This is a genomic window from Halomonas campaniensis (assembly GCF_002211105.1).
GTDB lineage: Bacteria > Pseudomonadota > Gammaproteobacteria > Pseudomonadales > Halomonadaceae > Vreelandella > Vreelandella campaniensis_A.
In genome coordinates this window covers 194,654-221,213 of the sequence record NZ_JPUA01000026.1, presented here as the reverse complement: position 1 = coordinate 221,213, position 26,560 = coordinate 194,654, and the positions used below count along the sequence as shown (strand labels likewise).

The window sequence follows — 26,560 nt, the reverse complement described above, 5'->3', positions numbered from 1 at the left end:
CAAACGCCCAGGTATTCCTGGGCGTTTTTGTATGCTGAACGTTTTTGCGTACCGGGCGCTTGACCGATCAGTCAACTCTTCGGCACACTCAGCGTTGCCTTGTATACAACACACCATAATCAAGAGGCCTATCATGGCGGCTGCCAGCACCCACTACCCTTGGTATAAAAAAGAAGATACTGACGCGTTCTTCGCCCTGTTCCAAAACAACATTGCCAACTTTGTCATTATTGCCATCACCATGTTGGGCATGGGATTCCCCTCCTCCATTGTCTATGGGCAGGTGCTGCCAGGTGCTGCGGTAGCGGTAATGGTGGGTAATTTCTACTATGCGTGGAGCGCGGCAAGACTGGCCCGCAAGGAGAATCGTGCCGATGTAACGGCGCTCTCTTACGGCATCTCACCCCCGGTGATGTTTGTGTTTCTATTCGGCGTACTGCTCCCCGCCAAACAGCTCACCGGTGATGCCGAAATGGCCTGGAAAGTAGCCGTCGCCGCCTGCTTTATCAGCGGCGCCATCGAAGCCGCCATCAGCGTGATTGGCCGCTGGGTGCAGTATCACCTGCCGCGCGCCGCCATGCTGGGTGCCGTTGCCGGTGTCGCCCTGACCTTTATCGCCGGTGAAATGCTATTCAAAACACTGGAAATGCCGATTATTGGCCTACTGGTGCTAGCGATCATTATTGTTGGTCTGGTTGCCAGAGTGAGCATGCCGTTTAAACTGCCCACTTCGCTCTTTGCCATCATCATTGGTACCGCCATGGCCTATTTGATTGGCGATGCCGGTACCGAACGCTTTAGCGATGCCTTTACCCACCTAGGCTTTTACCCGCTGCTTCCCAATCTAGCCTGGTTTGAAGGGCTGGGTTTACTGTTCACCAGCATGCTCGCAGTCTTGACCGTCGTTCTGCCGATCACGCTCTATAACGCCATTGAGACGATGAACAACGTCGAGGCGATGGAGGCGGCAGGCGATAAGTACGATGTGCGCGAGTGCCAAGCGGTTGATGGCGCCGGCACCATGATTGGCGCCCTGTTTGGCGGCGTGTTTCCTACCCCGGTCTATATTGCCACCGTGGGGGCCAAATGGATGGGTGCTGGCCGCGGCTACAGCCTGCTCAACGGCGCTGTCTACGCGCTGGCCACCATGTTCGGTTTAATCGCCGCCCTGGCCGCCATCATCCCCGTTTCAGTGGTCGCTCCGATTTTGGTGTTTGTCGGCATGTCGATGATTGCCACCGCGTTTCAAGCCAACGACACACGCTACTACCCTGCCGTGGCGCTGGCCATGCTGCCCTACTTCGCCAACTATGTGATGACCCGCTTTAACCGTGGGGCGGGCGAGGTCGTCACCGATATTTCCAGCGCCATTGTGGTGATGGGCCAGGGAGCGATGTTTATGGCCATTCTTTTGGGCGCTATGACGGTGTCGGTAATTGATCACCAGTTCCGACGCGCGGCCGCCTTCGCCGCCATTGCCGCGGGCTTCTCCTTCGTCGGGCTAATGCATGCCCCGGAGCTGTCATTCAATGCTGCCCCAGAGTTCGTGATGGGCTACTTAGGCATGGCGCTGCTGTTTATCTACTTCTCCTTTCAGGAAGCTGGGCGCCTGCGTTAATTAACGAATCCCGCCTGCCGATGCGGGCGGGAGAGAATACGCCGCATGACCTGCCACGCCATCAAGCCCGCCAGCAGGTTACCCACCGCGGCGCCTCCCGCAAGACCCCACCAGCCGAACAACTGCGAGCCCAGCCATAAACAGGGCAAATAGCAAATAAACAGCCGTGCACTGGATAACAGCATCGCTCGCAGCGGCCAACCTAGGGCGTTCCCTGCCGAAACCACGAGCATACAGACGCCCAGCGCAGCATAGCTGGGCAGCAGAAAGCGAATCAGCAACGTCAACTCACTCTGCACCTCAGGATTACCCGCTAAGGCCATGGAAAGCCAGGGTGCCCCAAGGGCCAGCAATACCCCCAGGCTTAGCTGCCAGACCAGCGCGACCTTGACCGCCAAGCGCATAAGCTGCTGAATCTGCCCCCAATCACCGGCGCCATAGCAGCGTCCTAACCACGGCGGCAGCGACATGGTCATAGCCAGTATGACCATCAGCGAAAGCGTTTCCAAACGGCTCGCCAAGCCCCAGGCCGCCACCTCACTTTCACCCAGCCCCGCCACCACTGAGATTGCCAGCATCGCCGCCAAAGGCGGCATCAGTTGGCTGACCATCGCTGGGGCGGCGATGCCTGTAAAAGGGCGCCACGACTGTTTCGCCTCTAGCCACAACCCCTTCTGCGATGCCCACTGACGCTTGAGCAATTTACGCGTTGTCACCATCAGCCCCACTGTAAAAGCGATGGCGGTTGCCCAGGCAGCGCCGGGCAATCCCCAGCCCTCCCAATCGCCGACCCCAAAGATGAGCAAAGGGTCGAGCGCAAGGTTAACGAGGCTACTCAGCACCATCATTTTGCCCGGCAAACGGGTATCGCCGTGGGCGCGAAAGACGCTATAGCTAAAATAGAGCAGCGCCCCCAGCCAAGCAGATAACAGCTGAGGCCCCCAGTAAATGTAGATATACGAGAGCGTGGCTGCGTCCGCACCCAACAGGCGAAAAATGGGCACATGAAATAGCCATAAGGCGATCGACAATAGACCGATCACGCCACCGCCCGCCATTAACACCAAACTGCTTAAGCGCCTCGCCCGCTCACCTTCCCCTGCGCCTAGCGCCCGGGAAATAAGTGCCGCAATAGCGATACCCATACCCACTTGAATGCCGATAATCAAAAATGACAGCGGAAAGGTGAACGACTGCGCCGCCAGCTGTGCGGTGCCCAAACGGGCAATAAAGGCGCTATCAACAAGCTGAAAACCCAATAGCGCCAACACCCCGATGGCCATTGGCCAGGTTTGACGCCATAGGGTTATTGCCAACTCGCGTTGCTGCATCACCATTGCCAAGTCAACTCTCCTATTTTCACCTTAAACGCAAAAAACGCCACCACCCCTAACAGGGTGGTGGCGTTTAATTAAACCGACGCTTTACTGACGAATGCCTTCAAACGTCACGTATAGCTCAAGCTCATGCATGGATTCAGGGAAATCGCTCATGTCGATGCCGTAATCACCCAGGGTCAGCGTGGTGGTGCCTTCAAAGCCAGCGCGGTAGTTGCCCCAAGGGTCATCGCCCTCACCCATCAGCGTCACCGGCATTTCAATTTCCTGGGTTTCGCCATGCAGGGTTAGGTCACCTGTCAGCACACCTTCATTATCGCCGGTTGATTCAAAGCCAGTTGATGTAAAGGTGGCCGTCGGAAACTCGCTAGCATTGAGAAAATCATCGCTTAAGATGTGACGATCGCGCTCAGCGTGATTGCTGGTCAGACTATTAACCTGCACTTCGATTTCGGCAGAAGAAGCATCCAAATCTTCTGGATCGTAAGCAAACTGACCATCGAACTCTTCGAAGCTACCCAGAATGTAAGAGAAGCCCAGGTGAGAAATTTTAAACTGAACAAAGGCGTGCTGGCCTTCGGTATCAATTTGGTAATCAGCTGCCTGTGCTTGGCTCAATGGAACCAACGCTGCGGCGGCAATCGCAGAGGCAAATGCAGTCTTCTTTAGCATAATCAACAACTCCTTGGGGGTTACTTAATAAACACCGTGAAAGGCAGACATCACCTTCGCGACGGCAAAACGAATCTACCTTACTACTTTGAATCATTGCGCGTGCTATAGGCTGGATTAAGCATACGCACCAGCGTTGCGTGCTTATCTAACCAGTGGTGCTTGAGCGCGGCGAGCGCATGACCACCGGCAAGAATCATTAGCGCCAAAGCGCTGTACCAATGAATATCACCTGCCAGACTTGCCTGATTAGGCAGGTCATATAGCAGAGCGGGCACTTCAAACCAACCAAATACACTGATACCACGACCATCGGCGGTAGAGATCAAGTAGCCGCTCACCATGACCCCTAATACAAGCACATAAAGAGCAATATGACCGAGATGAGCCGCAATGGTTTCTAAACGGCTACCCTCTGCACGGGGTGTCGGCTGGACGAAGCGCCATACCAAACGCGCTAGCGTAGCAAACAGAAGCAAGATGCCAATAGAGCGGTGCACCCAAGGCCCCTGATTATACCAAGGGTCATAATAGCCAAGGTCGGTCATCCACCACCCCAACGCAAACAGCCCGATAATAGTTAGCGCGCTTAGCCAGTGAAATAGAATACTGATCAATCCCCATCCGCTGCGACTGTTCCGCCACATTGTGCTATTCCTCGTTTTATCTATGGCGACGTCTGCTTCGCCAACGCCCTAATCTGAGCGTGGATTGCGCTATTGGCCCACGCCGAGAACCTTACCGCTAGAAGCTACTGATAACCTCTGAAAAAAGCAGAATATTTCATTCGTAAAAACCATTGAATACCCAGCTAACGATTTTTACACAGTGCCTTTCAGAACAGGTAAACGACAATATATTCTATAAAATCGAATATATTGAGCAAATTTAATCAATTTTATAATCTTATTAGCACGCTTATTATTAGCACATGTCCTCAGAGACATTGTGCAGCGGTCTCAAAAGCTGCACACACATTTTCTATTAGAGAGCGCCAATCATGAAAAAAATCACCCTTATCACCGCGATTGTCATGGCTTTGACTTCTACTGCTGTTCTAGCCGAACAGGGATCTGGCGAGCTTAACCAGATTGTTCACCCTAGCTCTTCAGCGAATCCAAGCACTGAAAACGCGTACCTGACACCAGCTGATTTGCCCTTGGTCAACGGAGATGCAAAGAGCAACACCGTTGTTGCCCCGAGCTCTCACATCAATCACTCTTCCAGCAGTGAAGACCAGATTGCGCTGTCAGATCTGCCTCACCGCAACGCTTCTTAAAAAGTAATGGTTCTTTGCTGACACAGCATATGACCCATTAGGTTTCAAAGGCGCGAAAAAACCCACCTTCAAAGGTGGGTTTTTCGTTACCGTGTCGACTTGCCTAATCACCGTTAGTCAGCCAGAACGTCCAATCCGTGGGCAAGGTCGCGCTGGATATCCCGCTGGCTCTCCAGGCCTACCGCCACGCGAATAAGGCCTGGCGTAATACCTGCCGCCTCCTTCTGCGAATCGGATAAACGGCCATGGGTTGTCGTCGCTGGATGGGTAATGGTGGTTTTAACATCACCCAGGTTACCCGTGATAGAGAGCATACGGGTTGCGTCAATCACCTGCCATGCCCCCGCCTGCCCCCCCTTCACTTCAAAGCCCAATACGGCGCCAAATCCCTTTTGCTGCCGTTTGGCCAGGGCGTGCTGGGGGTGATCTTCCAGGCCACTATAAAACACTTGCGTCACCGCCGGGTGAGCATCCAACCAGCGCGCTAGGGTCAAGGCGTTCTCACAGTGAGCATTCATACGCAGCGAGAGGGTTTCCAGGCCCTTGGTAAAAATCCACGCGTTGAAAGGACTCAGGCAAGGCCCGCAGGTGCGCACCACGCCGAACACCTCTTCAAGCAGCGCATGGCTGCTTACCACGGCCCCCCCCACTGCGCGGCCTTGGCCATCCAGATACTTGGTTGCCGAGTGAATGACCAAATCAGCGCCCAACGCCAGGGGCTGCTGAAGTGCCGGGGTAAGAAAGCAGTTATCTATCGCCAGTAGCGCGTTGTGACGCTTTGCCAGCGCTGCCAGGGCCGGAATATCAGCAATTTCTGATAGTGGATTTGAGGGCGTTTCGGCAAACAGTAGCCGCGTTTTAGGGCCGATCGCCGCCTCCCAGGCTGAAACGCTGGAAAGCTCCACATAGCGCGTGGTAATACCCAGCTTGCCTAAGTACTTATCGAACAGGCTAACCGTAGACCCAAACAGCGACCGGGAAGCCACTATCTCGTCCCCCGCTGAAAGTAGCGCCAGCGCGGTGGAAAGAATCGCGGACATACCCGAACTGGTGGCGACACAGCGCTCGCCGCCCTCAAGGGCCGCTAAGCGTCGCTCAAAGGTATGTACAGTCGGATTGGTAAAGCGGGAGTAAACGTTGCCCGGCTCCTGCCCACCAAATTTACGCGCCGCTTCTGCAGCGCTTGCGTAAACAAAGCTTGAAGTCGGAAATATAGGCTCCGAATGCTCCTGCTCGAAGGTGCGCTGATGGCCCGCACGGATCGCCAGCGTCTCAAGTGACCACTCATCCTGGTGATTGTCTTCCTGGTGATTGTCATCATGCATATGGCTGCTCTCCTAATCGTCCAGGTCGTCGTCCTGATTGTGCATATCAACCAGGGCGTGGTCACCGGCGCTTTGATCCTTGGCAGAGTCATTGCGGCTAGCTTCCAAGGCGGCCAGGTAGGCGTCGTCGATATCGCCGGTCACGTAGTTGCCGTCAAACACCGAGCAATCAAACTCTTCCATCTCGGGATTGACTTCGCGGCAAGCCGCTTTTAGATCGTCCAGATTTTGATAGAAGATGCGGTCTGCTCCAATCAAATCCCCCACTTCCTCTTCGCTACGGCCATGAGCTATCAGTTCAGACGCCGCCGGCATATCAATGCCATACACATTCGGGAAGCGAACCGGGGGCGCCGCCGAGGCAAAATAGACCTTGCGTGCACCGGCATCACGGGCCATTTGAATAATCTGCTTACAGGTGGTGCCGCGTACAATGGAGTCGTCCACTAGCAGGACGTTCTTGCCCTTAAACTCAACATCAATGGCATTGAGCTTTTGGCGTACCGACTTTTTACGCTGGGTTTGCCCCGGCATAATAAAGGTACGCCCAATATAGCGGTTCTTCATGAACCCTTCGCGGTAGGTCACACCCAAGTGCTGCGCCATTTCAAGGGCGGAGGTGCGTGACGTATCAGGGATCGGGATGACCACGTCGATGTCGTGATCCGGCCACTCGTTAAGAATGCGGTCGCCTAGTTTGCGGCCCATCTGCATCCGGGTGCCGTAAACGTAAGCACCGTCAAGCAAGGAATCAGGGCGAGCCAGGTAAACGTGCTCAAAAATGCACGAACGCAGCTCAGGGCGATCAGCACATACCTGAGTATGAATATTGCCTTCAATATCGACAAAGATGGCTTCGCCAGGTGAAAGGTCGCGCTCAAGCTCAAAACCTCCCACGTCCAAGGCAACGGACTCGGAGGCGATCATCACCGCCTGCCCGTTCTCCTCTTCGCGGGTACCAAACACCACGGGGCGAATACCGAAGGGGTCGCGGAAGGCCACCATACCGAAGCCATTAATAATCGCGACAGCGGCATAACCACCCTTGCAGCGGCGGTGAACGCGGCGCACGGCGTCAAAGATATCTTCCGCTTCCAGGTGCAAACCTTGCTTGCCCAGCTCGTGAGCAAAGACGTTGAGCAGCACTTCCGAATCGGAGCTTGTATTGATATGACGCAGATCGGTAGAGAACAGCTCCTGCTTCAACTGCTCTGAGTTGGTCAGGTTGCCGTTATGCGCCAGCGCAATACCGTAAGGAGAGTTAACATAGAACGGCTGTGACTCGGCTTCACTGGAAGAGCCTGCCGTCGGGTAACGCACGTGACCAATGCCTAGATTACCTTTTAGGCGGGCCATATGGCGGGTGTGAAATACATCACGTACCAAGCCGTTACTCTTGCGCAGTAGGAAGCGTCCCTCGCTCCATGTCATCATGCCGGCAGCGTCCTGGCCACGATGCTGAAGTACGGTCAGGGCATCGTAGATTCCCTGATTTACCGCCTGCTTGCCCAGAAGGCCCACTATACCGCACATTCACGTTACCTCGCTTAATGCCATGGCTTGCCAATATCTAATCAAGCCCGAACGTTCATAGAATCAACTTCACTAACAGGTCAATCACCTGTCGGGATAACTTCTCGCTCCGCCGAACCGGGCATGCGCAGTTCTGGCAGAGAAATATCGCGCAGCGACGATGGCGTTTCAGGCAGCTCGCGATCCCACTGATCTAACTGACTCACCGCCCAATCGCGCAGTTGAATAAAGGTGGGACGCAGCTCGGCCTGTTGCCACGCCTGTAAGTCTGCCAGCGGCGTGAGGGTAATCAGCACAGTGGCGATTAACAAAATAACCGCCCCGCGGGCAACGCCAAAAGCGGCCCCGGCCACGCGGTTCAATAGCCCCATGCCCACCCACTCAATCGCCGCATGCACCAAGCGGATCACGATGCCGCAAAGCAAAATCACGGCAAAGATGACCAGTATAAAAGCGAGGACTAGGCGAGCATCAAAGCTATCGATAAACCCGCTCATCAGCTCAGCCACCGGTTCGGCAAGTACTCGGGCAACCATTAAGGCAACGACCCAGGCGGCCAAACCCAAGGCTTCGCGAACAAATCCTCGGACGAATCCGGCTAACATTGATAGCGCCAGCACGGCCAAGAAAACCGCATCAATCCATGTTAACGCCATGGTTTAGTCTCTTACCCGAACAAGAAGGCCCTGCACATTGGCTCGCTCTTTAATTGAGGCCATGGCGGACTCCCCATCCTCGGAAGTGGCATACGGGCCCACAAAGACGGTGGTCATATTATTATCGCGCTCGCGCTGATAAACCGTAAAACCTTCACCAGACAGCTGTTCGCTTAGGCGCTGCGCATTAGAGGCCTCACCAAAGCTGCCGACTTGCACCGCCCACTCTCCCTGAGCACTGACGGAAGGGCTAGATGCGCTAGAAGAGGCGCCTTGTGATGAGCTTTGGGAAGAGCTGCTTTGTGACGCACTTTCAGCACTGGTTTGGGCGCTGTCGCTATTGGTGGCAATCAGGTCAGCAATAGGATCGCTATTGGGCGTTGCCGGTGCCTCATCGGGCTCGCTGGATTCCGCTCGATTAGAAGCCGTAATTTGATCGGTTTCCGGCAGCCGCGGGTCGGCGTCAATAGGCATATCGCCATCCTCCCCCACTTCGCGGGGCGTCGACGATAGCGATGGTTCACCAATGGTTGAAGGTCTTTCCGGTGCAGGAACATCTCGGCGCTCCACTTCAACCGGCTGCTCGATCACAAAGCTCGGTTGGGGACGCTCTTCTCTAGGCGCGGGGTCACTCATTAGCCACGGCACAAAGATCGCCAGTAGCGCGAGCAGAATCACAATACCGCTAATGCGTTCCGTTTTACCGTATTTCATTTCCGTCTCCATCAAGCGACGCAGCGCCTGTTGGCAGTGGCCGAGCCAGCAGTGCCGCTACTGTAAAGAACGACCCGGTAGCCAAGACACGATCATTGGGCGTTAACACCTTAGCCAGCCAATCGACGCCTGCTTGCGGCGAATCGGCACTAAAATGCACCCGCCCTCCCTGAGCGATAATACGTTGCGACAACTCGCTTGCCTGGCAACCTCGCTCTCCGCTCAGCGACACGCACACCCAATCACTAATGCGAGACGCTAACGCCTGTATGACACCGTCGATATCCTTATCATTCAACATGCCGATAAGCCCCCATTGACGTCCTCCTGCTGGCGGTGGAGGCAAATGGCGAACGACATACTCAGCCGCGTGGGGATTATGCCCAACATCCAGACACCAAGGCCCAATCCATTGCAGCCGCCCGGCCAACTGCACCGAACCCAGCGCTGCTTGCACTCGCGATTTCTCTAACCCAAGCCCGGCTAGCACAAGAGACTGTAAGGCGGTGGCAGCGTTATCGATGGGCAGCCCAGGGTTCGGGAGCTCGTCAAGAACAATGCTTAGGCCATCCGCATCCTGGCCCTGCCAGCGCCACTGGGTAGGCTGAGCAGCCGTCGCCTGATGGGTAAATTGCTGGCCCAGACTAAACGTAGGCGCGGCAAGCACCTGGGCACGCTCAGCAACGCTAGCGGGCAACGTTTGACTACCTAACACGGCGGGACGATTGGCCCGAAAAATGCCGGCTTTTTCACGCCCAATCTGGGCTAAATCAGTGCCTAAAAAGTTAGCGTGATCCTGGGCAATAGTGGTGACGATCGCCACATCCGCATCAACGATATTGACCGCATCAAGGCGACCACCCAGCCCCACTTCTAGCACCGCAAGATCCAGCTTTGCATTGGCCAAGCACCACAGCCCGCACAGTGTACCGGCTTCAAAATAGGTCAGACTGATTTCACCGCCCTGCAATCGCGCACGCTCAACTTGCTCAAAGCCTTGTACGAGCAGTTGATCGTCGGCTTCCTGGCCGTCGATTTTAACGCGTTCGTTATAGCGCAATAAATGGGGAGAAGTGTAGGTACCCACATGCCAACCATGGGCACGGGCAACGCTATCAATCATGGCAAGGGTTGAGCCCTTGCCATTGGTGCCTGCTACCGTAATAACGCGGGGGGCAATGGGGCTTGAAAGCAGCCCCATCCGCTTCGCCACCTGCGAAACCCGCTCCAGGCCCATATCAATCCCTACAGGATGCAGCGTTTCCAAATGCTGGAGCCACTGTTGCAAAGAGTAGAGCGGCAAAGAAGGCGTCTGTAGAGAGTCAGGCATTGCGTGAATGGTCATCACTCTTAGCGGTAGTGGTGTCCTTCTTAGGCGCTTCAACCTTCTCAAACGTGACGTCAGAGGTTTCCGCCAATGCGTCCTCCTCAACAATAGGCTCAACAACGTCAGCATCATCAGGATTGGTCGAATTCACCGGCGTTGCTTCATGGTGCGTTAACTTACGCAGCACGCTGCCCACCCGGGCACGCATTTCATGACGATGAACGATCATGTCGACGGTACCGTGCTCAAGCAGAAACTCGCTGCGCTGGAACCCCTCTGGCAAGGTTTCACGCACCGTTTGCTCGATAACCCGCGGGCCAGCAAAACCAATCAAGGCATTAGGTTCGGCAATATTCAAGTCACCCAGCATAGCTAGTGAGGCTGAAACACCGCCAAAGACGGGATCCGTGAGCACAGAAATATACGGCACACCCGCTTGCTTGAGCTTTTCAAGCGCAGCGGATGTTTTAGCCATCTGCATCAACGAGAAGAGCGCTTCCTGCATGCGCGCACCACCGGAAGCAGCAAAGCACACCAGCGGAATATTCTCTTCCAGCGCCAAGGTAGCTGCGCGAACAAATTTCTCGCCGACCACTGCCCCCATTGAGCCGCCCATAAAGGTGAACTCAAAGGCAACGGCAACCACCGGAAGACCATCCAACTCACCGCGCATTGCGACCAGCGCATCTTTCTCGCCGGTATCTTTTTGCGCCGCGGTCAGGCGGTCTTTGTATTTTTTGGAGTCGCGAAATTTCAACCGATCATTGGGTTCGATTTCCGCCGCGATCTCTTCGCGTCCTGCTTTATCCAAGAACCAGTCCAAGCGTTTGCGTGCCGTCAAGCGCAGGTGATGATCGCACTTGGGGCATACGCTGTTATGTTTCTCTAGCTCAGGAAGATAGAGAACCGCTTCGCACTTGGGACATTTACGCCAGAGGCCGTCGGGCACGCTAGCGCGACGGTCTTTACGCTGGATGCGACCCATAGAGGGTACGATCTTGTCTAACCAGCTCATATCAAAAAGGCTTCCGTTATACGTCAACGCCCGGCAAAACCAGGCTCGATGAGTGTCGTGAATCTATTCAGTATAGGCGATAAAGCATTTTGCCTTAGGCATCCATCGCCGTACGCATCTCTGCTAATACACTTTTCAACTGGCCCGCAATGGTCTCCGGCGCATCGACACTTTCAGCAATGCGGTTAACCAAAGCGCTACCTACAATCACACCATCGGCGACTTTAGCTACTTCAGCGGCCGTCACACCGTCGCGGATACCGAAACCAACACATAGCGGTAAATCGGTCATCCCCCGCAGCGGCGCCAAATGCTCGGCCACATCGTCTGCGTTCAGGGTGGCGGCACCGGTCACGCCTTTCAGCGAAACGTAGTAGAGGTAGCCCTCGCCATGGGCGCATATTGTAGCGGCACGCTGATGTGAAGTGGTAGGCGCAACGAGAAAAATCGCGGCTAAATTGCGCGATTTCAGCAGTGGCCCGATCTCTTCGGCCTCTTCAGGCGGCATATCCACAATCAACACACCGTCAACGCCCACGCTGGCGGCTTGATCGGCAAAGTTTTCGTAGCCGATACGCTCAATGGGATTTAAGTAGCCCATTAACACAACCGGTGTCGTGGTATCGGTTTGGCGGAACTCTTTGACCATCTGCATAAGGTCAATCAGCCGTGTACCCTGCTTTAACGCACGCTCACAGGCTTTTTGTATGACCGGGCCATCCGCCATGGGGTCGGAAAAAGGCACGCCTAGCTCAATCACATCGGCGCCTGCTTCCACCAGGGCATGCATAAACCCCACGGTGTACTGAGGTGCTGGATCACCTGCGGTGATGTAAGGGATCAGGGCCTTGCGTCCCTGCTGCTTAAGTTCACTAAAACGCTGATCAATACGGTTCATGCTCGCCCTTAAAAAAGCTGACCTTAAAATTCGATGCCATCAATCTTAGCAACGGTCATGATGTCTTTGTCGCCACGCCCGGAGAGGTTAACCACGATATGCTGGTCAGGACGCATGGTAGGCGCCAATACCTTGGCATGGGCCAGCGCATGGGCCGACTCAAGGGCGGGCATAATACCTTCCATATGGGTCAGCTCGCGAAACGCTTCAAGCACTTCTTTATCATTAGCGGCCACATAGGAGACCCGCCCCACGTCTTTCCAGAGCGCGTGCTCTGGGCCTACGCCAGGATAATCCAGGCCAGCTGAAATGGAGTGCGTATCCGATACCTGCCCAGCTTCGTCTGACATCAAGTAGGTGCGGTTACCGTGGAGCACGCCACGCGGCGCATTGGATGCCAACGGCGCCGCGTGACGGCCGGTTTCAACGCCATCGCCACCGGCTTCAACGCCATACATAGCAACGCCGTCGTCTTCCACAAACGGGTAGAAAAGGCCAAGGGCGTTAGAGCCACCGCCTACGCAGGCAATCAGCGCATCGGGCAGGCGACCGATCTGCTCCAGCGACTGGCGGCGCGCTTCGCGCCCCACCACAGCGTTGAAATCGCGTACTAGCAGCGGATAAGGGTGAGGTCCCGCTACGGTACCAATGATATAGAAGGTGTTATCAACGTTGGTAACCCAGTCACGCAGCGCTTCGTTCATGGCATCCTTGAGCGTGCGGGTTCCGGACTCCACCGGAATGACCCGCGCCCCCAACAGGCGCATGCGATAAACATTCAGCTTTTGCCGCTGGACGTCTTCAGCCCCCATATAGACATCGCACTCAAGCCCAAGACGAGCGGCGACGGTCGCCGAAGCGACACCATGCTGGCCTGCCCCGGTTTCAGCAATAATCCGCGGCTTGCCGGTTTTTTTGGCCAGCAGTGCCTGACCAATCGTGTTGTTCACCTTGTGGGCGCCGGTATGGTTCAGGTCTTCCCGTTTCAACCAAATCTGTGCGCCGCCAAGACTCGCCGACCAGCGCTTGGCGTGGTAGAGCGGCGACGGGCGGCCCACGTAGTGGGCAAGATCGTAGTCAAACTCGGCCTGGAAGTCGGGGTCATCACGCAGGCTTAAGTACGTTTTCTCCAACTCTTCCAACGCAAAGCTCAGGGTTTCTGACACAAAGCGACCACCATAAGGGCCAAAATGACCACGGGCATCCGGCATTCGGGTCAGATCGCTGAACTTGGTTTTAGAAACAGTTTCAGAAACGGTCACAGAGATACCTCACAAGATCGCCAGAACAGGCAAACAAAAAATGAATCGACGTAACACGTAGCTCGATAAAATACCCATAAGCAATACGTATAAATTACACACAAACCGGGCACACATAAACTTGTGCGGCGAACGCTAACGGGTGTCGGCCAACGCCACCTGGCTGACGAAAGAAGCCATTTTGTCAGCATCTTTACAGCCGTGGGAGGCTTCAATACCGCCTGATACATCCACGGCATAAGGTGCTACCTGACGCACAGCGTCAGCGATGTTATCAGCACTCAACCCACCGGCGAGGATAACAGGTTTTGCAAGATTTGCGGGGATTCTCGACCAATCGAAGGTCTCCCCCGTGCCCCCCGGCGTTCCTGGTCGGTAAGCGTCCAACAACAGCGCCTGGGCCTGGTGATAGCGCGCCGCCTCGTGGGCAAGGTCTATCTCATCGCGCATACGCAGCGCTTTCATCCACGGCAGCAAGTACTGCTGACACGCCCCAGGTGTTTCATTGCCGTGAAATTGAAGCATATCAAGATAGGGCAAGCACTGCTCAATGAGCTCAGCAGGCTGATCGACAAACAGCCCCACGCGGGTAACGAATGCGGGCACGCGGGCAGAGAGCGCCGCTAGTTGTTCAACACTCACACTGCGCGCACTTTTGGGCCACATAACGAAACCCAAGGCGTCCACGCCCAGTGCCACGGCGCGGTCAATATCCTGCTCACGGGTAAAGCCGCAGAACTTGATTCGGGTACGGGTTAGCTGAGCAGTGCTCATGATGACGCCTCCTGTTCAGGGGGAGCAGTCGGATGACGCAGTGATCGTTTGCGTCGATAAGCTACCCTTGGCGTATCAGGCAGCTCACGCTCTCCCGTCCATTCACCTGTAAACGAGAGCAGATGCGGCCCCAGCGGCTCTTTGGGCAGATCAAAGCGCTCATCGTAAACCGAATCAACAAAATGCAGCCCGCAGGCGGGTGCGGTAACGTCGCCTTTGCGACGGTTTTTAAGCGCTAAGAGTTCACCAATATAAGCTTCATCCTGGGCACCGCGTCCGACGCTTACTAGCGCTCCAGCAATATTACGAATCATGTGGTGTAAGAACGCGTTGCCTTGAATGTCGATCATCACCAGCTGGCCATAGCGCTTCACGTCCACAAAGTGCATATGCCGCCAGGGGGTTTTGGACTGGCAGCCAGCGGCACGGAAGCTGGAAAAATCGTGCTCGCCTACCAGCGCCTGAGCAGCTCGGTGCATGGCATCAGCGTCTAAGGGGTCACGGCACCAGGTCACATTGGCCCGCTCCAGTACCGGGCGACTTATCTGATTCAGCAGCACGTAGCGGTAGCGGCGCCCCAAGGCGCACAGGCGTGAATGAAAGTCATCGCCCACTGGCTTCACCCAGCGCACAGCAACGTCGCGGGGCAAATGGGTATTAGCGCCGAAGATCCAGGCTTTTTCGGAGCGCCCCACTGGCGGGTCAAAATGCACGATCTGGCGCGTCGCATGCACACCCGAATCGGTGCGCCCACTGGCACTCACCTGGATGGGCTCATTGGCCACCTTGGACAAGGCACCTTCTAACGATGCCTGAACCGATGCGGCGTGGTTTAAGCGCTGAAAACCGCAGTAGCGGGTACCATCGTATTCGACCCCCATTGCCAGGCGGCCGGTAAGCGGAATTTTCTCATCGAAGTGATAGAACAGCGTCATCAAGCCACATCATTTTGAAGATTTTGAAGGATCGCTATTATCCAGGCCCCGGGGCTTGAATGCTACCTCTTCAATATCCCACTCCTCTTCAATCGGCCGTCGAGGCTGTTTAGCCGGTGACACCGACGCTCCTTGCGGCTCACTGGAGAACTCTACCGCGGGCTGCATGGGAGTCTCAGGGCGCTGGCCCTCCTCACTGCTTGAAGCGCTGTTTAAAATCGGCGGATGGTAGTCGATAAAGCGATGACCTGGATCTTTAGTTAATTCAGTTGGCTTATCGGTTTTTTGCCCGCCAGCATCAGTCAGCGGATCAGATGCAGGCAAACCGGTCTCAAGAGAAGCCAGCAGTTGGCGAATGGAATTTGGCGGCGGTGCCAATGAAACGCTTTCAGCGCGCGCCACGGGAACGACGGTAAGGCCCATCCGTCGCTGGCGCACCTGCTCAGCCAGTCCCGATGCCTGACTTTTTTCATAGCGAAGCGTCTCTTCTTGAGACGGCTCCGGCCCTTGATTGTCGACCAGCCACTGATCAGTATCCACTGTTGGCACGGCGTTAGAGACCGGAGCACCAGTCTCAGCACTGGGCTCTGGTTTCTCGGGCGCGGGCTGTTCTGGCTTGGGTCTTTCTGGCTCAGGCTCTGATTCGCTTTGAGACGCTGTCGACCGGCCGCTGTCGTTGCGCGACTCATCAACGTCACCTTTATGGGATGGCGTTGGGTAAGTGACAGAGACAGCCTCTGCCATAGGCGGCGCCTTGGGCGCTGTGCGGGGCGAAACCGCTGGTTTCACTACTGGCTCTGCAAGTGGAATATCTTCCCAGGTCTCCTCACGGCGCTTACGTAGCCATACCAAAAGCCCAACTAACAGTACGATGGCACCCAGTGCCAACGGCCACTGGTAGCGCTCGATTAAAGCAACCACATCTGTGCTATCCGTGTCGTCCATGCTGGCAGCAAGTGGCTCAGAGGATTGCTCTTGAGCAGGCTGCTCTTGGGAAGCTAGTGCGCCACTTAACGACTGTGTTAGTGAGGCAACTTCACCACGCAGCTCGTTAAGCTCTGCGTGCATCAATTCACGCTCTTCGAGCACCTGCTGAAGTGTCGATTGGCTGAGACGCAGTTGCTCGGTCAGTTCCCTACGGGAGAGTGCTTCAGGCTCGTCGGTAACCGCTTCCGAATCGCCAGCGGCAAGCGCCCTATTAGAGTGGGTGAGTGCGTTAGCGTGCAGCGTTTGAGCGGCGGCTATTGCAATATCAGCCACAGACGCAGGCTCAACCTCTGGTAGCGACACCGCCTGCAACGAGCCATTGCGGCGTGACCGCCAGGCTTCATTCATCGCCTTGATCGCAGCATCCGCATCACCATGGGAGCGCGCCAGAACACGCTCAGCATCCGGTATGCGCAGCGTTTGACCTGCACGCATGTCATTTATATTGCCTGAAGGAAAGACGTCAGGGTTTGCCTCCAGCAGCGCAACCATCATCTGCTGAACACTGGCTTCGCCGGGCTTAATACGTTCGGCAACGCTCCAGAGGGTATCGCCTCTGCCCACGTAAGCGCTATTTGCATTACGGGGAGCACGGTTGTTGGTACCAGACGATTCAGTCGTCGTTGATTGCGCGGTAGATGCCTTCAGCGCTACCGGCGCAGCGGTTTGCGACTGACTCTGGTTTGAAGCACCCTGCTGCGAATACTGTTGAGAAGATCCCTGTTGAGAGTACCCCTGGGGATCAAACAGCAGGGTCACATCCCGTGTCTGTTGACCACCAGGATATTCCAGGGTGAATAACAGCTCCAACCAAGGCTCTTCCATGGACTGACCTGAACTCAAGCGCAACTGGCGGCGCCCCTGCTGCTCTTCAACCTGGACGCGCACGCGGTCTGCTAAGGGCGTCCACTCAAGGCCAGCGGCGGCAAATGCTGACGGCTCGGCAACGCTGACACGAATATCATCGAGGGCGTACTCACTGCTTTCAAGCAGCGGGATCGAGGCATCTAACGGCGCATTCAAATACGAACTGACACTTGCCGGGCCCAAATCAATGGCCAGCGCCATAGGACTCACTGCGCCCAACGAGAGCCATGTCATCCATGTCAGTGTTTTTTTCATGCATGTTCCCTGATCGCCTACTTACTTTTAACGACTGATGCCAGATTATTGTATTACGTCGTTTTAATCATAACTTAACGAAATAGCGACATTATTCCCACTACCGTGATGGCTGGTCGCATAAAAAAACGGGAAGCTGCGAACAGCTCCCCGTTTTTGACTAGCGGACTACAAGACGTACTACAAGCAACGAATTACTGTTCGCGCAGAATCTTCAGCATCCGCTTCAGTGGCTCTGCGGCGCCCCACAGCAACTGGTCACCCACGCTAAAGGCCGAGAGATACTCGCCGCCCATTTGCAGCTTACGCAGACGACCAACCGGCACTTGCAGCGTACCAGTGGCAGCGGCAGGCGTTAGGCCAGCGATGGTGGCGTCTTTATCGTTCGGAATCAGCTTGACCCACTCGTTATGCTTGGCGATACGGTCTTCGATCTCATCCAGTGGCACATCGTGCTTCAGCTTGATCGTAAACGCCTGGCTGTGCGAGCGCATTGCGCCGATACGCACACATAGGCCATCAATGGGGATCGGGTTATTGTCGAGGCCAAGAATCTTGTTGGTCTCAACGCTGCCCTTCCACTCTTCGCGGCTCTGGCCATTCTCTAACTTGGTATCGATCCACGGCAGCAGACTACCCGCCAGCGGTGCGGCAAAGTTATCGGTCGGGAAGTCGCCGCTGCGCATGGCCGCCGTTACTTTACGGTCGATATCCAGAATCGCGCTGGAGGTATCCTTGAGCTCTTCGCCCACGCTATCGCGCAGTTGGCCCATTTGGTTGAGCAGCTCGCGCATATGCTTAGCGCCAGAGCCTGAAGCCGCCTGATAGGTCATGGAGGTCATCCACTCGACCATATCGGCTTCAAACAGACCGCCCAAGCCCATCAGCATCAGGCTTACGGTGCAGTTGCCGCCCACAAAGGTTTTGGCGCCTTTAGCTAGCTGGTCGTCAATCACCTTGCGATTGACGGGATCCAGCACGATAGTCGCTTCATCTTCCATACGCAGCGTGCTGGCAGCGTCAATCCAGTAGCCTTTCCAGCCTGCGCTACGTAGGTCTTTATAAACCGGCTTGGTGTAGTCACCGCCCTGACAGGTGACAACAACATCCAACGCTTTAAGCGCTTCAATATCAAAGGCATCTTTCAGCGGAGGTACGTCTACACCGATGTCGGGGCCGGGCTGGCCAACCTGGGAGGTGGTGAAAAACACCGGCTCAATGCCGTTAAAATCACCATCTTCCTGCATGCGCTGCATCAGCACTGAACCCACCATGCCACGCCATCCCACGAAACCGACTTTCAACATATGAAGTCCTCCTGCAAAGAATGAGTCTTGGTATTATACACACTTCTTTACGGTGATTTTGAAGCTGCACTGAGCGGTTAATGATAATGGTTGAACACACAAGGGCGCCGGGGATAGGTCGTAGAGGGGGTCATTTGCCATGGCCGTAAAATGCGTCCATGCAATTACGGCATTTCCGCCATCCATGGCGGTCAGTGGCAAATGTAGCGCCCAGGGAGGGGTTCACAGCGCCCCCTCGTAGACCTATCGCCGGAGTAGCCCGACGGTTTCACTCAATGCTTAGCAAACGCCGCTAATACCGCATCGCCCATAGCATCGGTGCCGATGGTTTGCATGCCTTCTGACGCAATATCAGCAGTACGCAGGCCGTCATCCAGCACACTACCTACAGCAGCTTCAATACGCTCTGCCATAGCATTCTCGTTCAGCGAGTAGCGTAGCATCATGGCCACCGACAGCATCATCGCCAGGGGGTTAGCTACGTTCTGACCAGCGATATCCGGCGCGCTGCCGTGGCAAGGCTCGTACATGCCCTGCCCGCTTTCGTTTAGTGAAGCAGATGGCAGCATACCGATAGAGCCGGTGAGCATCGCGGCGGCGTCAGAAAGAATATCGCCAAACATGTTGCCAGTAACTACCACGTCAAACTGCTTGGGCGCGCGCACCAGCTGCATGGCGGCGTTATCCACGTACATATGGGAAAGTTCAACATCTGGGTACTCCGGCGCCAAACGCTCCATCACTTCCCGCCACAAAATGGTGACTTCCAGCACGTTGGCTTTATCGACCGAGCAGAGCTTTTTGCCACGCTTCTGGGCCATTTCAAAGGCAACGCGGCCAATGCGCTCAATTTCGCTCTCGGAGTAGATATAGGTGTTAAAACCCACCCGCTCGCCGTTGCGTACTTCAATGCCCCGGGGCTGGCCGAAGTAGATGCCACCGGTGAGTTCGCGGACGATCATAATATCCAAACCTGCTACCAGCTCAGGCTTAAGACTGGACGCGCTGGCCAACTGCGGGTAAAGCATTGCCGGGCGCAGGTTGCCGAACAAACCTAAATTTTTACGTAGCCCCAGCAGGCCTTTTTCAGGACGCTTGGAGAGGTCTTCGATTTTGTCCCACTTAGGGCCACCCACCGCACCGAGCAAAATAGCGCTGGCCGCTTTGGCTTTTTCGAGGGTTTCCGCAGGCAGCGGCTCGCCGTGAACATCGTAGGCGGAGCCGCCCACCAGACCTTCTTCGACTTCAATATCCAAACCCGCTTCCTGGCACGCCTTCAACAAGCGTGCCGCCTGTGCGGCAATCTCGGGGCCAATACCATCACCCGGCAGCAATAAAACTTTATGCGTCATGCTGAATCCTTAACGTGTTAAAGAGCGACGTTGGCCGCTTGGCGCGTTGCAATGGGGTTGCAACGCGCTATCAAACTTACTGTGAGAAATGAAAATCCTTTAGGCAGACTGACGGAACAACCAGGGGCGTGCAGCTTTATGCTTTTGCTCAAAGGCACGAATGGCGTCTTCGTCTTTTAACGTCAGGCCGATATCGTCCAACCCCTCCAGCAGGCAGTGCTTGCGGAACTCATCCACTTCAAACTCTAAAATCTCGCCGCTCGGGGTAATGACCCGCTGGTTCTCCAAGTCCACATCCAACTGGTAGCCTTCATTGGCATCTACCTCGGCAAACAGGCGATCGACCACGTCTTCTGGGAAGGTGATCAGCAAAATGCCGTTCTTGAACGAGTTGTTGTAGAAGATATCCGCAAAGCTAGGTGCAATCACTACCTTGAAACCGAAATCTTCCAGCGCCCAAGGCGCGTGCTCGCGGGAGCTACCGCAGCCAAAGTTGCGCCGCGCCAGCAGCACTTCAGCGCCTTTGAAGCGCGGCTGGTTCAAGACAAAATCAGGATTGAGCGGGCGCTGCGAGCAGTCCTGCCCCGGCTGGCCTTCATCCAGGTAACGCAATTCATCAAACAGGTTAACGCCGAAGCCGGTGCGTTTGATCGATTTCAAAAACTGCTTTGGGATAATCAAATCGGTATCGACGTTGGCGCGGTCAAGGGGCGCAACCACGCCTTCAAAACGTTCAAATTTCTTCATGGCTTAGGCCTCCTGTGCGTGAGTAGCGTCGTTGGCAGGCAAGGTGCGAACGTCAACAAAGTGACCGGCAATCGCTGCTGCCGCTGCCATGGCGGGGCTAACCAAGTGCGTACGTCCGCCGTAACCCTGGCGGCCTTCAAAATTGCGGTTAGAAGTAGAGGCACAGTGTTCGCCAGCGCCCAATTTATCTGCGTTCATCGCCAAGCACATGGAGCAGCCCGGCTCGCGCCACTCGAAGCCTGCTTCGATAAAGATTTTATCCAGACCTTCCGCTTCAGCTTGGCGCTTCACCAAGCCGGAGCCCGGCACCACCATGGCAAGCTTGATGGAGTCTGCTACCTTTTTGCCCTTGGCTACTTTGGCGGCTTCGCGTAAATCTTCAATACGCGAGTTGGTGCAGGAGCCGATAAAGATTTTATCCAACTTGATATCGGTGATTTTCTGGTTGGGCTGGAGGCCCATATACTCCAGTGCGCGGGTGTGGCTACGCTGCACGGTTTCATCCAGCGCGGCCTGCGGATCAGGCACTTGACCGGAAATACCGGTGACCATTTCCGGGCTGGTACCCCAGCTCACTTGCGGCTCGATCTCTTCAGCCTGCAAAGTAACCACTTTATCGAATTGCGCATCGTCATCAGAGACCAGATTGCGCCAATCCGCCACGGCGGCATCCCACTGCTCTGCCGTGGGCGCGAAAGGACGCTTGGCTAAGTAATCAATAGTGGTCTCGTCAACGGCGATCAAACCGACCCGTGCGCCCGCTTCAATGGCCATATTGCAAACGGTCATGCGCCCTTCCATGGAAAGCGAGGCAATGGCACTTCCAGCAAACTCAATGGCGTAGCCGGTGCCGCCTGCGGTACCAATTTTGCCGATAATGGCCAGCACCACGTCTTTTGCAGTCACACCCAGGCCTAACTCGCCTTCCACGCGCACCTGCATATTCTTCATTTTTTGCGCCAGCAAGCACTGGGTCGCCATTACGTGCTCGACCTCCGAGGTGCCGATACCGTGGGCCAAAGCACCAAAAGCGCCGTGGGTCGCGGTATGGGAGTCGCCACAAACCACAGTCATGCCCGGCAGCGTGGCACCCTGCTCGGGGCCAACCACGTGCACGATGCCCTGGCGAGGATCGTTAATCTTGAACTCTTCGATACCGTATTCCAGACAGTTATCGTCCAGGGTTTGAACCTGAATCAACGACACCGGGTCTTTAATACCGCTGTTGCCCTCGGCACGCTCTTTAATCGTCGTTGGCACGTTATGATCAGGCGTGGCCAGGTTGGCATCCAGACGCCACGGCTTGCGGTTGGCTAAACGCAGCCCTTCAAACGCCTGGGGGGAAGTCACTTCGTGAAGCAGCTGGCGGTCGATGTAGATCAACGCCGTGCCGTCATCGCGCTGCTTCACCAAGTGTTGATTCCAAAGCTTGTCGTAAAGGGTTTGGCCTGACATGTAACTCTCCTGGGCAGTGCCCTGCTAGTTCGGTATGGCCGCCTCTATGGGCTGCTTGACTTGCTTGTGGAGTCAGTGTCACGCGACTCGCACATAAAAGCAATTCATGTTATTCATAGTTTAGATTCCAAACTGGAATAGCTAATTAGGAAGCAGCCCTTGGATACCCAAAGCCTACAAGCCTTTTTGGCCGTGGCGGATACGCAAAGTTTCTCCCGCGCAGCGGAACAGCTTTACCTGACCCAGCCGGCGGTGAGCAAGCGTATTGCCACGCTGGAGTCTCAAGTAGGCACACGGCTATTTGACCGCATTGGCCGGCGCATTGCGCTCACCGAAGCAGGCAGCGTACTGCTGCCCCAAGCGCGGCGCATTCTATTTAGTGTGGAAGATAGCCGCCGCGCGCTGGCCAACCTTTCGGGCCAGGTAGGCGGCAAGCTTACCCTGGCCACCAGCCACCATATCGGCCTGCACCGCTTACCGCCGTTATTAAAGCAGTACACCCAGCGCCACTCCGAGGTTGAGCTCGACCTGCACTTTCTTGATTCCGAACAGGCTTACCAGGGCGTGCTGGATGGCACGCTGGAAATGGCCGTGGTAACGCTAGCCCCCCACCCTCACGAGCAACTGCAGGTCGTGGAACTGTGGCGTGACCGGCTCTGTTTTGCCTGTGCTATCGATCACCCTCTTAACCAGCAGCCCCCTCAAAGCGAGCTCTCCCTGACCGATCTGTGCGAATACAACTGCGTAATGCCGGGGGCGAAGACCTTTACAGGCTCCCTTATCGCCAAGCGTTTTAGCCAAGCGGGCCTGGAACTACCGGTCAGCATGGCGACCAACTATTTGGAAACGCTAAAGATGATGTGCAGCGTGGGGTTAGGCTGGAGCCTGCTACCGGAAAAGATGATCGACAGCGAACTGGTAGAGCTAAAAGTAGACACCCCGCCAATTTACCGCCCGCTGGGGTATTTGGTGCATACCAATCGAACGCTCTCGAATGCGGCACGCATGATGATTGAGGAGCTGGAAAATACGCGGGGCGAGAGCCCTATAAAATAAGCCCTATGTGTTATGCGCACACCCGCTTTGTCGGTTTTCGTAGCGCGTGGTAAGCCTCAGGCGCACCCGCGAGAGCAGCGCAGCGGTGCCGGGGTTTAGGCTATTGTGGGCATTGCTGGCTGGTTGCCATTGGGCGTCGTTCCGCCGCCTCCCGCGGTGCCGGAGTTTGGCGGAAGTGCCTCCGGGCGTCGTTACGCCGTCTCCTGAATTGCCCCCTATTCACCAAACTGGGCGAACACTTCTTCGCCGGTCAACTGCTTGGTTTTTTCTGCTAGTGAATAGTAGCTCGGCTTTTGATCAATGAATATTTGTTCGGTTATTTTCCAATCATCCGCGCCATCAAGAAGCCCAACGGGAAGCGCATAATGTCCATCCTGCTTTAAGCGATAGAAAAGGTGGGTGCCACACTGCTGGCAGAAACCACGCTCAGCCCACTCCGAGGAACTGAAAGTGGATATATGTTCTGCGCCTTTAAAGTCCACATCACCGGCAAACTCAACCGCAAACATAGGGCCACCGCCCCATTTTCTACACATCGAGCAGTGACAAACGCCGACATGGTTGCTTTTGGAGGCAACAGTAACGCTGACAATCCCGCAAAGACAGGCCCCATGAAGCTGTGTGGTGGGTGCCATATTTGTCTCCTTCAGATATTCGTGTTTAACCCTCAAAAGCCAAGATAGCTCAAAATTACCCCCTCAATATTGCCCCCTGTAATCTGTGAGGACTTTCCGCTACGGGCGCGTGTATCTTGGATCAAGTGGGTAGAAACAGCACGCTTGGCTTTTTCGCCAAGGCACAGCCGCAACGAAGATGGCCAACCCTGTTGGTGCGTCTAACCTTAGCGGCCAATAATCATCTGAAGCCTACTGAAAACTAGGCGTACGATCAGCTTCAAAGGAAATGACCTATAGGCAGGTGGCTCAGTTGGCAGAGTGCTGGGATCCTTGAGAGATTTGGTGGCAATACGTGACTGGAGAGCCGGTGCTTCGTCTACAAACCGTTGGCGATACAACGAGATCCAGTGCTGCGAATTTTCGAACGTAACAAAAAGAGGCGAATTGCAGCACGTTGCCACCATGCGTCTCGTAGGCGAGTTCTCACGAAATGTATAAGGACGTAGAAGCCCCTGACCGCGCACTACGGCGTATCGATCATTACGATAAAGCACATAGTGGGTTCCCAAGAATGAGTCCATGATGGGCTCCGGCGGAAAAAGCTTTGCAAGCTCATCAGCCGCAAATTGGCAATCATCACAATGACACACAGTGCAATAGATTGGCGCTCCCTTAAGCTCAACGGCAACTTGGCCACATGAACACTCGACTAAAGATTGTTCAACCGGCATCCGATTACCTCCAAGTGGACACTAGCGACTAGGCTTGCCAAGGGCAATAAAGCGCCTGCTGACAAATAATCCAATCACTGCACATGGTTATGCAACTCTTGCCCCAAAATATACCGAAACTAGGATTCGACAGGATCAATGGTTAAGCGTTGAGCCAGGGCTTGGTAAAGGGTATGCCGAGCCGCTTCGTTGAACAGTACAAAGCGGATCAGATGTACTTTATTCAAGCTGGGCAGCATGGCTTCAAGGGTAGCCACGCACACTTGAGCGGCTTCTTCCGCCGGATAGCCGAAGGCGCCAGTAGAGAGGGCCGGAAAGGCCAGCCGCTCAATACCATTCTCTTCGGCAAGTTTCAGCGCGTTGCGGTAGCAGTCCGCCAGCAGCTGATCCTCCGGCTTGTCGACGCCGTACACCGGCCCCAGGCAGTGAATCACCCAGCGATTGGGCAGGTTATGGCCGCCGGTAAGTACCGCTTGGCCCTGGGCGATGGGCGCCATAGGCCGCCCCTCTTCTGCTAAGCCTGGCCCGGCAGCGCGATGAAGCGCGCCTGCAACGCCGCCACCGGTTCGCAATTGCGCATTGGCAGCATTAACTACTGCATCCACATCGGACTGTTGGGCAATATCGCCCACTACGCACTGCACGCGAATTCTGCTGTGATCGCTCATAAGCTCCTCCCTCTATTACCCACATCGTGTCACGCACGCTGGTGAAGACCTTCCTTTACAGCGGCCAATATCGAAAGTGCAGCCGGAACAGAGCGCTTCCATTCAACCTACAGTTCAGGCGTTGTCTTCGATAATCGCCCCAGCTTTACGCATCTCGTCCGTCACGGCACCCAATTGCGTCGGGTTCACTGCGCGGGTGGCATTGGCAATTAGGTGGGTTTCAAAGCCGAATTTGCAGGCGTCTAGCACGGTAGCTTTAACGCAAACATCGCAGGCCAGCCCTCCAATCCAAACGCGCTTGATCCCCCGGCTCTCAAGAAAGTTCTGAAGGCCGGTGCCGTCGAAGGCGGAGTAAGCGTCGCGATCAAATGCTGTACCCTTGCTAACGCGCACGGCGTCCGGCGGTAATTGCAGATCCGGATGAAAGGAGGCTCCCTTGGTGTCCTGAAGGCAGTGCTCTGGCCAGGGGCCACCTTGGGCCACAAAGGAGCAGTGTGCCACCGGGTGCCAGTCCCGGGAAGCAATGGTCAGTGCGCCCTGCCGGGCGGCCCTAGCCAGCCAATCGTTGAGCACCGGTACCACCGCATCGCCACCTTCAATGCCCAGCGCCCCGCCGGGGCAGAAATCGTTCTGCACATCCACAGCGATTACTGCGTCCTGTGAGCAAAGTGTTTCCGCAGCACCCATAACCACCTCCTGCTAGCTTGTCGACGTTGCAACACCGTTACTGACATCATAGCGCCACAGACATCAGTCACCCAGCGAGAGCTCTTGACCAAACATGATTCGATGCCCCTCAGGCGTTGCTACACCAAACTCACGCAGCCCCCAAGGCTTATCCGCTATTGCCTGGAAAATCTCGGCGCCGCGCTGCTGATAATCAAGGTAAAGCTCATCTATACCCTCGCAGTTTACGTATGCGAAGTACGAATGCTCGCGTGTATCACGGGCGGGAAGTTCGTCCGGGCAGTGCCCCAACATAATGTGAAAACCACCCAAACTCAGAAACGACCAGCCATCCACACGGAAACGTAGCGAGAAGCCAAGTTTGTCGAGAAAGTAGCTCTCAGTCTTCTCGATATCGTTAACTGCCAGCACATGTTGAGTTGCTTTTACCGCAAAAATTGATGGCTCCTTTTAACCATATAAGCGCATTTTCCCTCGGTAAACTTC

Annotated in this window: 25 protein-coding genes; 3 read left to right on the top strand and 22 right to left on the bottom strand. The window is 55.4% G+C overall.

Translation table 11 applies throughout. From position 1 onward, the window contains the following. The first annotated feature begins 133 nt into the window (after positions 1–133). On the top strand, positions 134–1,618 hold the full coding sequence (locus tag JI62_RS09835; protein WP_088699990.1) for a uracil permease: 1,485 nt from the start codon (positions 134–136) through the stop codon (positions 1,616–1,618). Here JI62_RS09835 and JI62_RS09830 read toward each other — a convergent pair. From JI62_RS09830 to JI62_RS09820, 3 genes are all read right to left on the bottom strand, one after another. Beyond that, a complete protein-coding gene (locus JI62_RS09830; protein ID WP_430750720.1) occupies positions 1,615–2,955 on the bottom strand; it encodes an MATE family efflux transporter in 1,341 nt (446 codons plus the stop codon). The genes JI62_RS09835 and JI62_RS09830 overlap by 4 nt on opposite strands. Positions 2,956–3,042: 87 nt before the next feature. Continuing rightward, positions 3,043–3,627 carry a YceI family protein gene (locus tag JI62_RS09825; protein ID WP_088699988.1) on the bottom strand — a complete coding sequence of 195 codons (585 nt, stop codon included), beginning with the start codon at positions 3,625–3,627 and terminating at the stop codon, positions 3,043–3,045. 83 nt (positions 3,628–3,710) lie between these two features. Beyond that, positions 3,711–4,274: a cytochrome b gene (locus JI62_RS09820; RefSeq protein WP_088699987.1), complete on the bottom strand. Its 564-nt coding sequence runs from the start codon at positions 4,272–4,274 to the stop codon at positions 3,711–3,713. 353 nt (positions 4,275–4,627) lie between these two features. On the opposite strand from JI62_RS09820, the gene JI62_RS09815 reads away from it, so the two are divergent. Next, positions 4,628–4,906, top strand: coding sequence for a hypothetical protein (locus JI62_RS09815; protein WP_088699986.1), 279 nt, complete (start codon positions 4,628–4,630; stop codon positions 4,904–4,906). Between the two features lie 113 nt (positions 4,907–5,019). Here the strand turns inward: JI62_RS09815 and JI62_RS09810 are convergent, their stop codons facing one another. The 15 genes from JI62_RS09810 to leuC form a co-directional block, all read right to left on the bottom strand. After that, on the bottom strand, positions 5,020–6,231 hold the full coding sequence (locus JI62_RS09810; protein ID WP_088699985.1) for an O-succinylhomoserine sulfhydrylase: 1,212 nt from the start codon (positions 6,229–6,231) through the stop codon (positions 5,020–5,022). 12 nt (positions 6,232–6,243) lie between these two features. Continuing rightward, on the bottom strand, positions 6,244–7,764 hold the full coding sequence (purF, locus tag JI62_RS09805; protein ID WP_088699984.1) for an amidophosphoribosyltransferase: 1,521 nt from the start codon (positions 7,762–7,764) through the stop codon (positions 6,244–6,246). A gap of 80 nt (positions 7,765–7,844) precedes the next feature. Continuing rightward, the gene (locus tag JI62_RS09800; protein ID WP_088699983.1) at positions 7,845–8,420 is read right to left on the bottom strand and encodes a CvpA family protein; all 576 of its coding nucleotides are present in this window, start codon (positions 8,418–8,420) and stop codon (positions 7,845–7,847) included. Between the two features lie 3 nt (positions 8,421–8,423). Then, positions 8,424–9,134, bottom strand: coding sequence for an SPOR domain-containing protein (locus tag JI62_RS09795; RefSeq protein WP_088699982.1), 711 nt, complete (start codon positions 9,132–9,134; stop codon positions 8,424–8,426). Continuing rightward, complete coding sequence (folC, locus tag JI62_RS09790; protein ID WP_240513201.1) at positions 9,121–10,479, bottom strand: bifunctional tetrahydrofolate synthase/dihydrofolate synthase; 1,359 nt, start codon at positions 10,477–10,479, stop codon at positions 9,121–9,123. Before folC ends, JI62_RS09795 begins: the two co-directional genes overlap by 14 nt. Continuing rightward, positions 10,457–11,476, bottom strand: coding sequence for an acetyl-CoA carboxylase, carboxyltransferase subunit beta (gene accD, locus JI62_RS09785; RefSeq protein ID WP_088699981.1), 1,020 nt, complete (start codon positions 11,474–11,476; stop codon positions 10,457–10,459). Before accD ends, folC begins: the two co-directional genes overlap by 23 nt. A 94-nt stretch (positions 11,477–11,570) precedes the next feature. Continuing rightward, the gene (gene trpA / locus JI62_RS09780; protein ID WP_088699980.1) at positions 11,571–12,374 is read right to left on the bottom strand and encodes a tryptophan synthase subunit alpha; all 804 of its coding nucleotides are present in this window, start codon (positions 12,372–12,374) and stop codon (positions 11,571–11,573) included. 23 nt (positions 12,375–12,397) lie between these two features. Next, the gene (gene trpB / locus JI62_RS09775) at positions 12,398–13,585 is read right to left on the bottom strand and encodes a tryptophan synthase subunit beta (RefSeq protein WP_170938529.1); all 1,188 of its coding nucleotides are present in this window, start codon (positions 13,583–13,585) and stop codon (positions 12,398–12,400) included. Between the two features lie 186 nt (positions 13,586–13,771). Next, complete coding sequence (locus JI62_RS09770; protein WP_088699978.1) at positions 13,772–14,410, bottom strand: phosphoribosylanthranilate isomerase; 639 nt, start codon at positions 14,408–14,410, stop codon at positions 13,772–13,774. After that, on the bottom strand, positions 14,407–15,345 hold the full coding sequence (gene truA / locus JI62_RS09765; RefSeq protein ID WP_088699977.1) for a tRNA pseudouridine(38-40) synthase TruA: 939 nt from the start codon (positions 15,343–15,345) through the stop codon (positions 14,407–14,409). Before truA ends, JI62_RS09770 begins: the two co-directional genes overlap by 4 nt. 9 nt (positions 15,346–15,354) lie before the next feature. Further along, the gene (locus JI62_RS09760; RefSeq protein WP_088699976.1) at positions 15,355–17,454 is read right to left on the bottom strand and encodes a type IV pilus assembly protein FimV; all 2,100 of its coding nucleotides are present in this window, start codon (positions 17,452–17,454) and stop codon (positions 15,355–15,357) included. 194 nt (positions 17,455–17,648) lie between these two features. Then, a complete protein-coding gene (gene asd, locus JI62_RS09755) occupies positions 17,649–18,761 on the bottom strand; it encodes an aspartate-semialdehyde dehydrogenase (protein ID WP_088699975.1) in 1,113 nt (370 codons plus the stop codon). 272 nt (positions 18,762–19,033) lie between these two features. Beyond that, positions 19,034–20,113, bottom strand: coding sequence for a 3-isopropylmalate dehydrogenase (gene leuB / locus JI62_RS09750; RefSeq protein ID WP_088699974.1), 1,080 nt, complete (start codon positions 20,111–20,113; stop codon positions 19,034–19,036). Positions 20,114–20,212: 99 nt separating this feature from the next. Then, positions 20,213–20,860: a 3-isopropylmalate dehydratase small subunit gene (leuD, locus tag JI62_RS09745; RefSeq protein WP_088699973.1), complete on the bottom strand. Its 648-nt coding sequence runs from the start codon at positions 20,858–20,860 to the stop codon at positions 20,213–20,215. Positions 20,861–20,863: 3 nt separating this feature from the next. Beyond that, on the bottom strand, positions 20,864–22,315 hold the full coding sequence (gene leuC / locus JI62_RS09740) for a 3-isopropylmalate dehydratase large subunit (protein WP_088699972.1): 1,452 nt from the start codon (positions 22,313–22,315) through the stop codon (positions 20,864–20,866). Between the two features lie 159 nt (positions 22,316–22,474). Between leuC and JI62_RS09735 the strand changes: the two genes are divergently transcribed. Then, the gene (locus JI62_RS09735; protein ID WP_088699971.1) at positions 22,475–23,371 is read left to right on the top strand and encodes a LysR family transcriptional regulator; all 897 of its coding nucleotides are present in this window, start codon (positions 22,475–22,477) and stop codon (positions 23,369–23,371) included. A 215-nt stretch (positions 23,372–23,586) separates the two neighbouring features. Here JI62_RS09735 and JI62_RS09730 read toward each other — a convergent pair whose 3' ends face one another. The 4 genes from JI62_RS09730 to JI62_RS09715 all read right to left on the bottom strand — a co-directional run bounded on the left by JI62_RS09730 (position 23,587) and on the right by JI62_RS09715 (position 26,485). After that, entirely contained in the window at positions 23,587–24,006 is a 420-nt protein-coding gene (locus tag JI62_RS09730; protein WP_088699970.1) for a GFA family protein, read from the bottom strand. An 832-nt stretch (positions 24,007–24,838) separates the two neighbouring features. Further along, complete coding sequence (locus JI62_RS09725; RefSeq protein WP_088699969.1) at positions 24,839–25,387, bottom strand: macro domain-containing protein; 549 nt, start codon at positions 25,385–25,387, stop codon at positions 24,839–24,841. 114 nt (positions 25,388–25,501) lie between these two features. Beyond that, positions 25,502–26,074, bottom strand: a complete 573-nt coding sequence (locus JI62_RS09720) for an isochorismatase family protein (RefSeq protein WP_088699968.1) — start codon at positions 26,072–26,074, stop codon at positions 25,502–25,504. A gap of 63 nt (positions 26,075–26,137) precedes the next feature. Continuing rightward, positions 26,138–26,485 (bottom strand): VOC family protein, encoded by a 348-nt coding sequence (locus tag JI62_RS09715; RefSeq protein ID WP_240513200.1) that lies wholly within the window; start codon positions 26,483–26,485, stop codon positions 26,138–26,140. Between the last annotated feature and the right edge of the window lie 75 nt (positions 26,486–26,560).

Bases quoted from the DNA above. Each gene is read 5' to 3' on its own strand.
- JI62_RS09835 (WP_088699990.1), top strand. From the start codon at position 134: ATGGCGGCTGCCAGCACCCACTACCCTTGGTATAAAAAAGAAGATACT.
- JI62_RS09830 (WP_430750720.1), bottom strand. From the start codon at position 2,955: ATGGTGATGCAGCAACGCGAGTTGGCAATAACCCTATGGCGTCAAACC.
- JI62_RS09825 (WP_088699988.1), bottom strand. From the start codon at position 3,627: ATGCTAAAGAAGACTGCATTTGCCTCTGCGATTGCCGCCGCAGCGTTG.
- JI62_RS09820 (WP_088699987.1), bottom strand. From the start codon at position 4,274: ATGTGGCGGAACAGTCGCAGCGGATGGGGATTGATCAGTATTCTATTT.
- JI62_RS09815 (WP_088699986.1), top strand. From the start codon at position 4,628: ATGAAAAAAATCACCCTTATCACCGCGATTGTCATGGCTTTGACTTCT.
- JI62_RS09810 (WP_088699985.1), bottom strand. From the start codon at position 6,231: ATGCATGATGACAATCACCAGGAAGACAATCACCAGGATGAGTGGTCA.
- purF (WP_088699984.1), bottom strand. From the start codon at position 7,764: ATGTGCGGTATAGTGGGCCTTCTGGGCAAGCAGGCGGTAAATCAGGGA.
- JI62_RS09800 (WP_088699983.1), bottom strand. From the start codon at position 8,420: ATGGCGTTAACATGGATTGATGCGGTTTTCTTGGCCGTGCTGGCGCTA.
- JI62_RS09795 (WP_088699982.1), bottom strand. From the start codon at position 9,134: ATGAAATACGGTAAAACGGAACGCATTAGCGGTATTGTGATTCTGCTC.
- folC (WP_240513201.1), bottom strand. From the start codon at position 10,479: ATGACCATTCACGCAATGCCTGACTCTCTACAGACGCCTTCTTTGCCG.
- accD (WP_088699981.1), bottom strand. From the start codon at position 11,476: ATGAGCTGGTTAGACAAGATCGTACCCTCTATGGGTCGCATCCAGCGT.
- trpA (WP_088699980.1), bottom strand. From the start codon at position 12,374: ATGAACCGTATTGATCAGCGTTTTAGTGAACTTAAGCAGCAGGGACGC.
- trpB (WP_170938529.1), bottom strand. From the start codon at position 13,585: ATGCCGGATGCCCGTGGTCATTTTGGCCCTTATGGTGGTCGCTTTGTG.
- JI62_RS09770 (WP_088699978.1), bottom strand. From the start codon at position 14,410: ATGAGCACTGCTCAGCTAACCCGTACCCGAATCAAGTTCTGCGGCTTT.
- truA (WP_088699977.1), bottom strand. From the start codon at position 15,345: ATGACGCTGTTCTATCACTTCGATGAGAAAATTCCGCTTACCGGCCGC.
- JI62_RS09760 (WP_088699976.1), bottom strand. From the start codon at position 17,454: ATGAAAAAAACACTGACATGGATGACATGGCTCTCGTTGGGCGCAGTG.
- asd (WP_088699975.1), bottom strand. From the start codon at position 18,761: ATGTTGAAAGTCGGTTTCGTGGGATGGCGTGGCATGGTGGGTTCAGTG.
- leuB (WP_088699974.1), bottom strand. From the start codon at position 20,113: ATGACGCATAAAGTTTTATTGCTGCCGGGTGATGGTATTGGCCCCGAG.
- leuD (WP_088699973.1), bottom strand. From the start codon at position 20,860: ATGAAGAAATTTGAACGTTTTGAAGGCGTGGTTGCGCCCCTTGACCGC.
- leuC (WP_088699972.1), bottom strand. From the start codon at position 22,315: ATGTCAGGCCAAACCCTTTACGACAAGCTTTGGAATCAACACTTGGTG.
- JI62_RS09730 (WP_088699970.1), bottom strand. From the start codon at position 24,006: ATGGCACCCACCACACAGCTTCATGGGGCCTGTCTTTGCGGGATTGTC.
- JI62_RS09725 (WP_088699969.1), bottom strand. From the start codon at position 25,387: ATGAGCGATCACAGCAGAATTCGCGTGCAGTGCGTAGTGGGCGATATT.
- JI62_RS09720 (WP_088699968.1), bottom strand. From the start codon at position 26,074: ATGGGTGCTGCGGAAACACTTTGCTCACAGGACGCAGTAATCGCTGTG.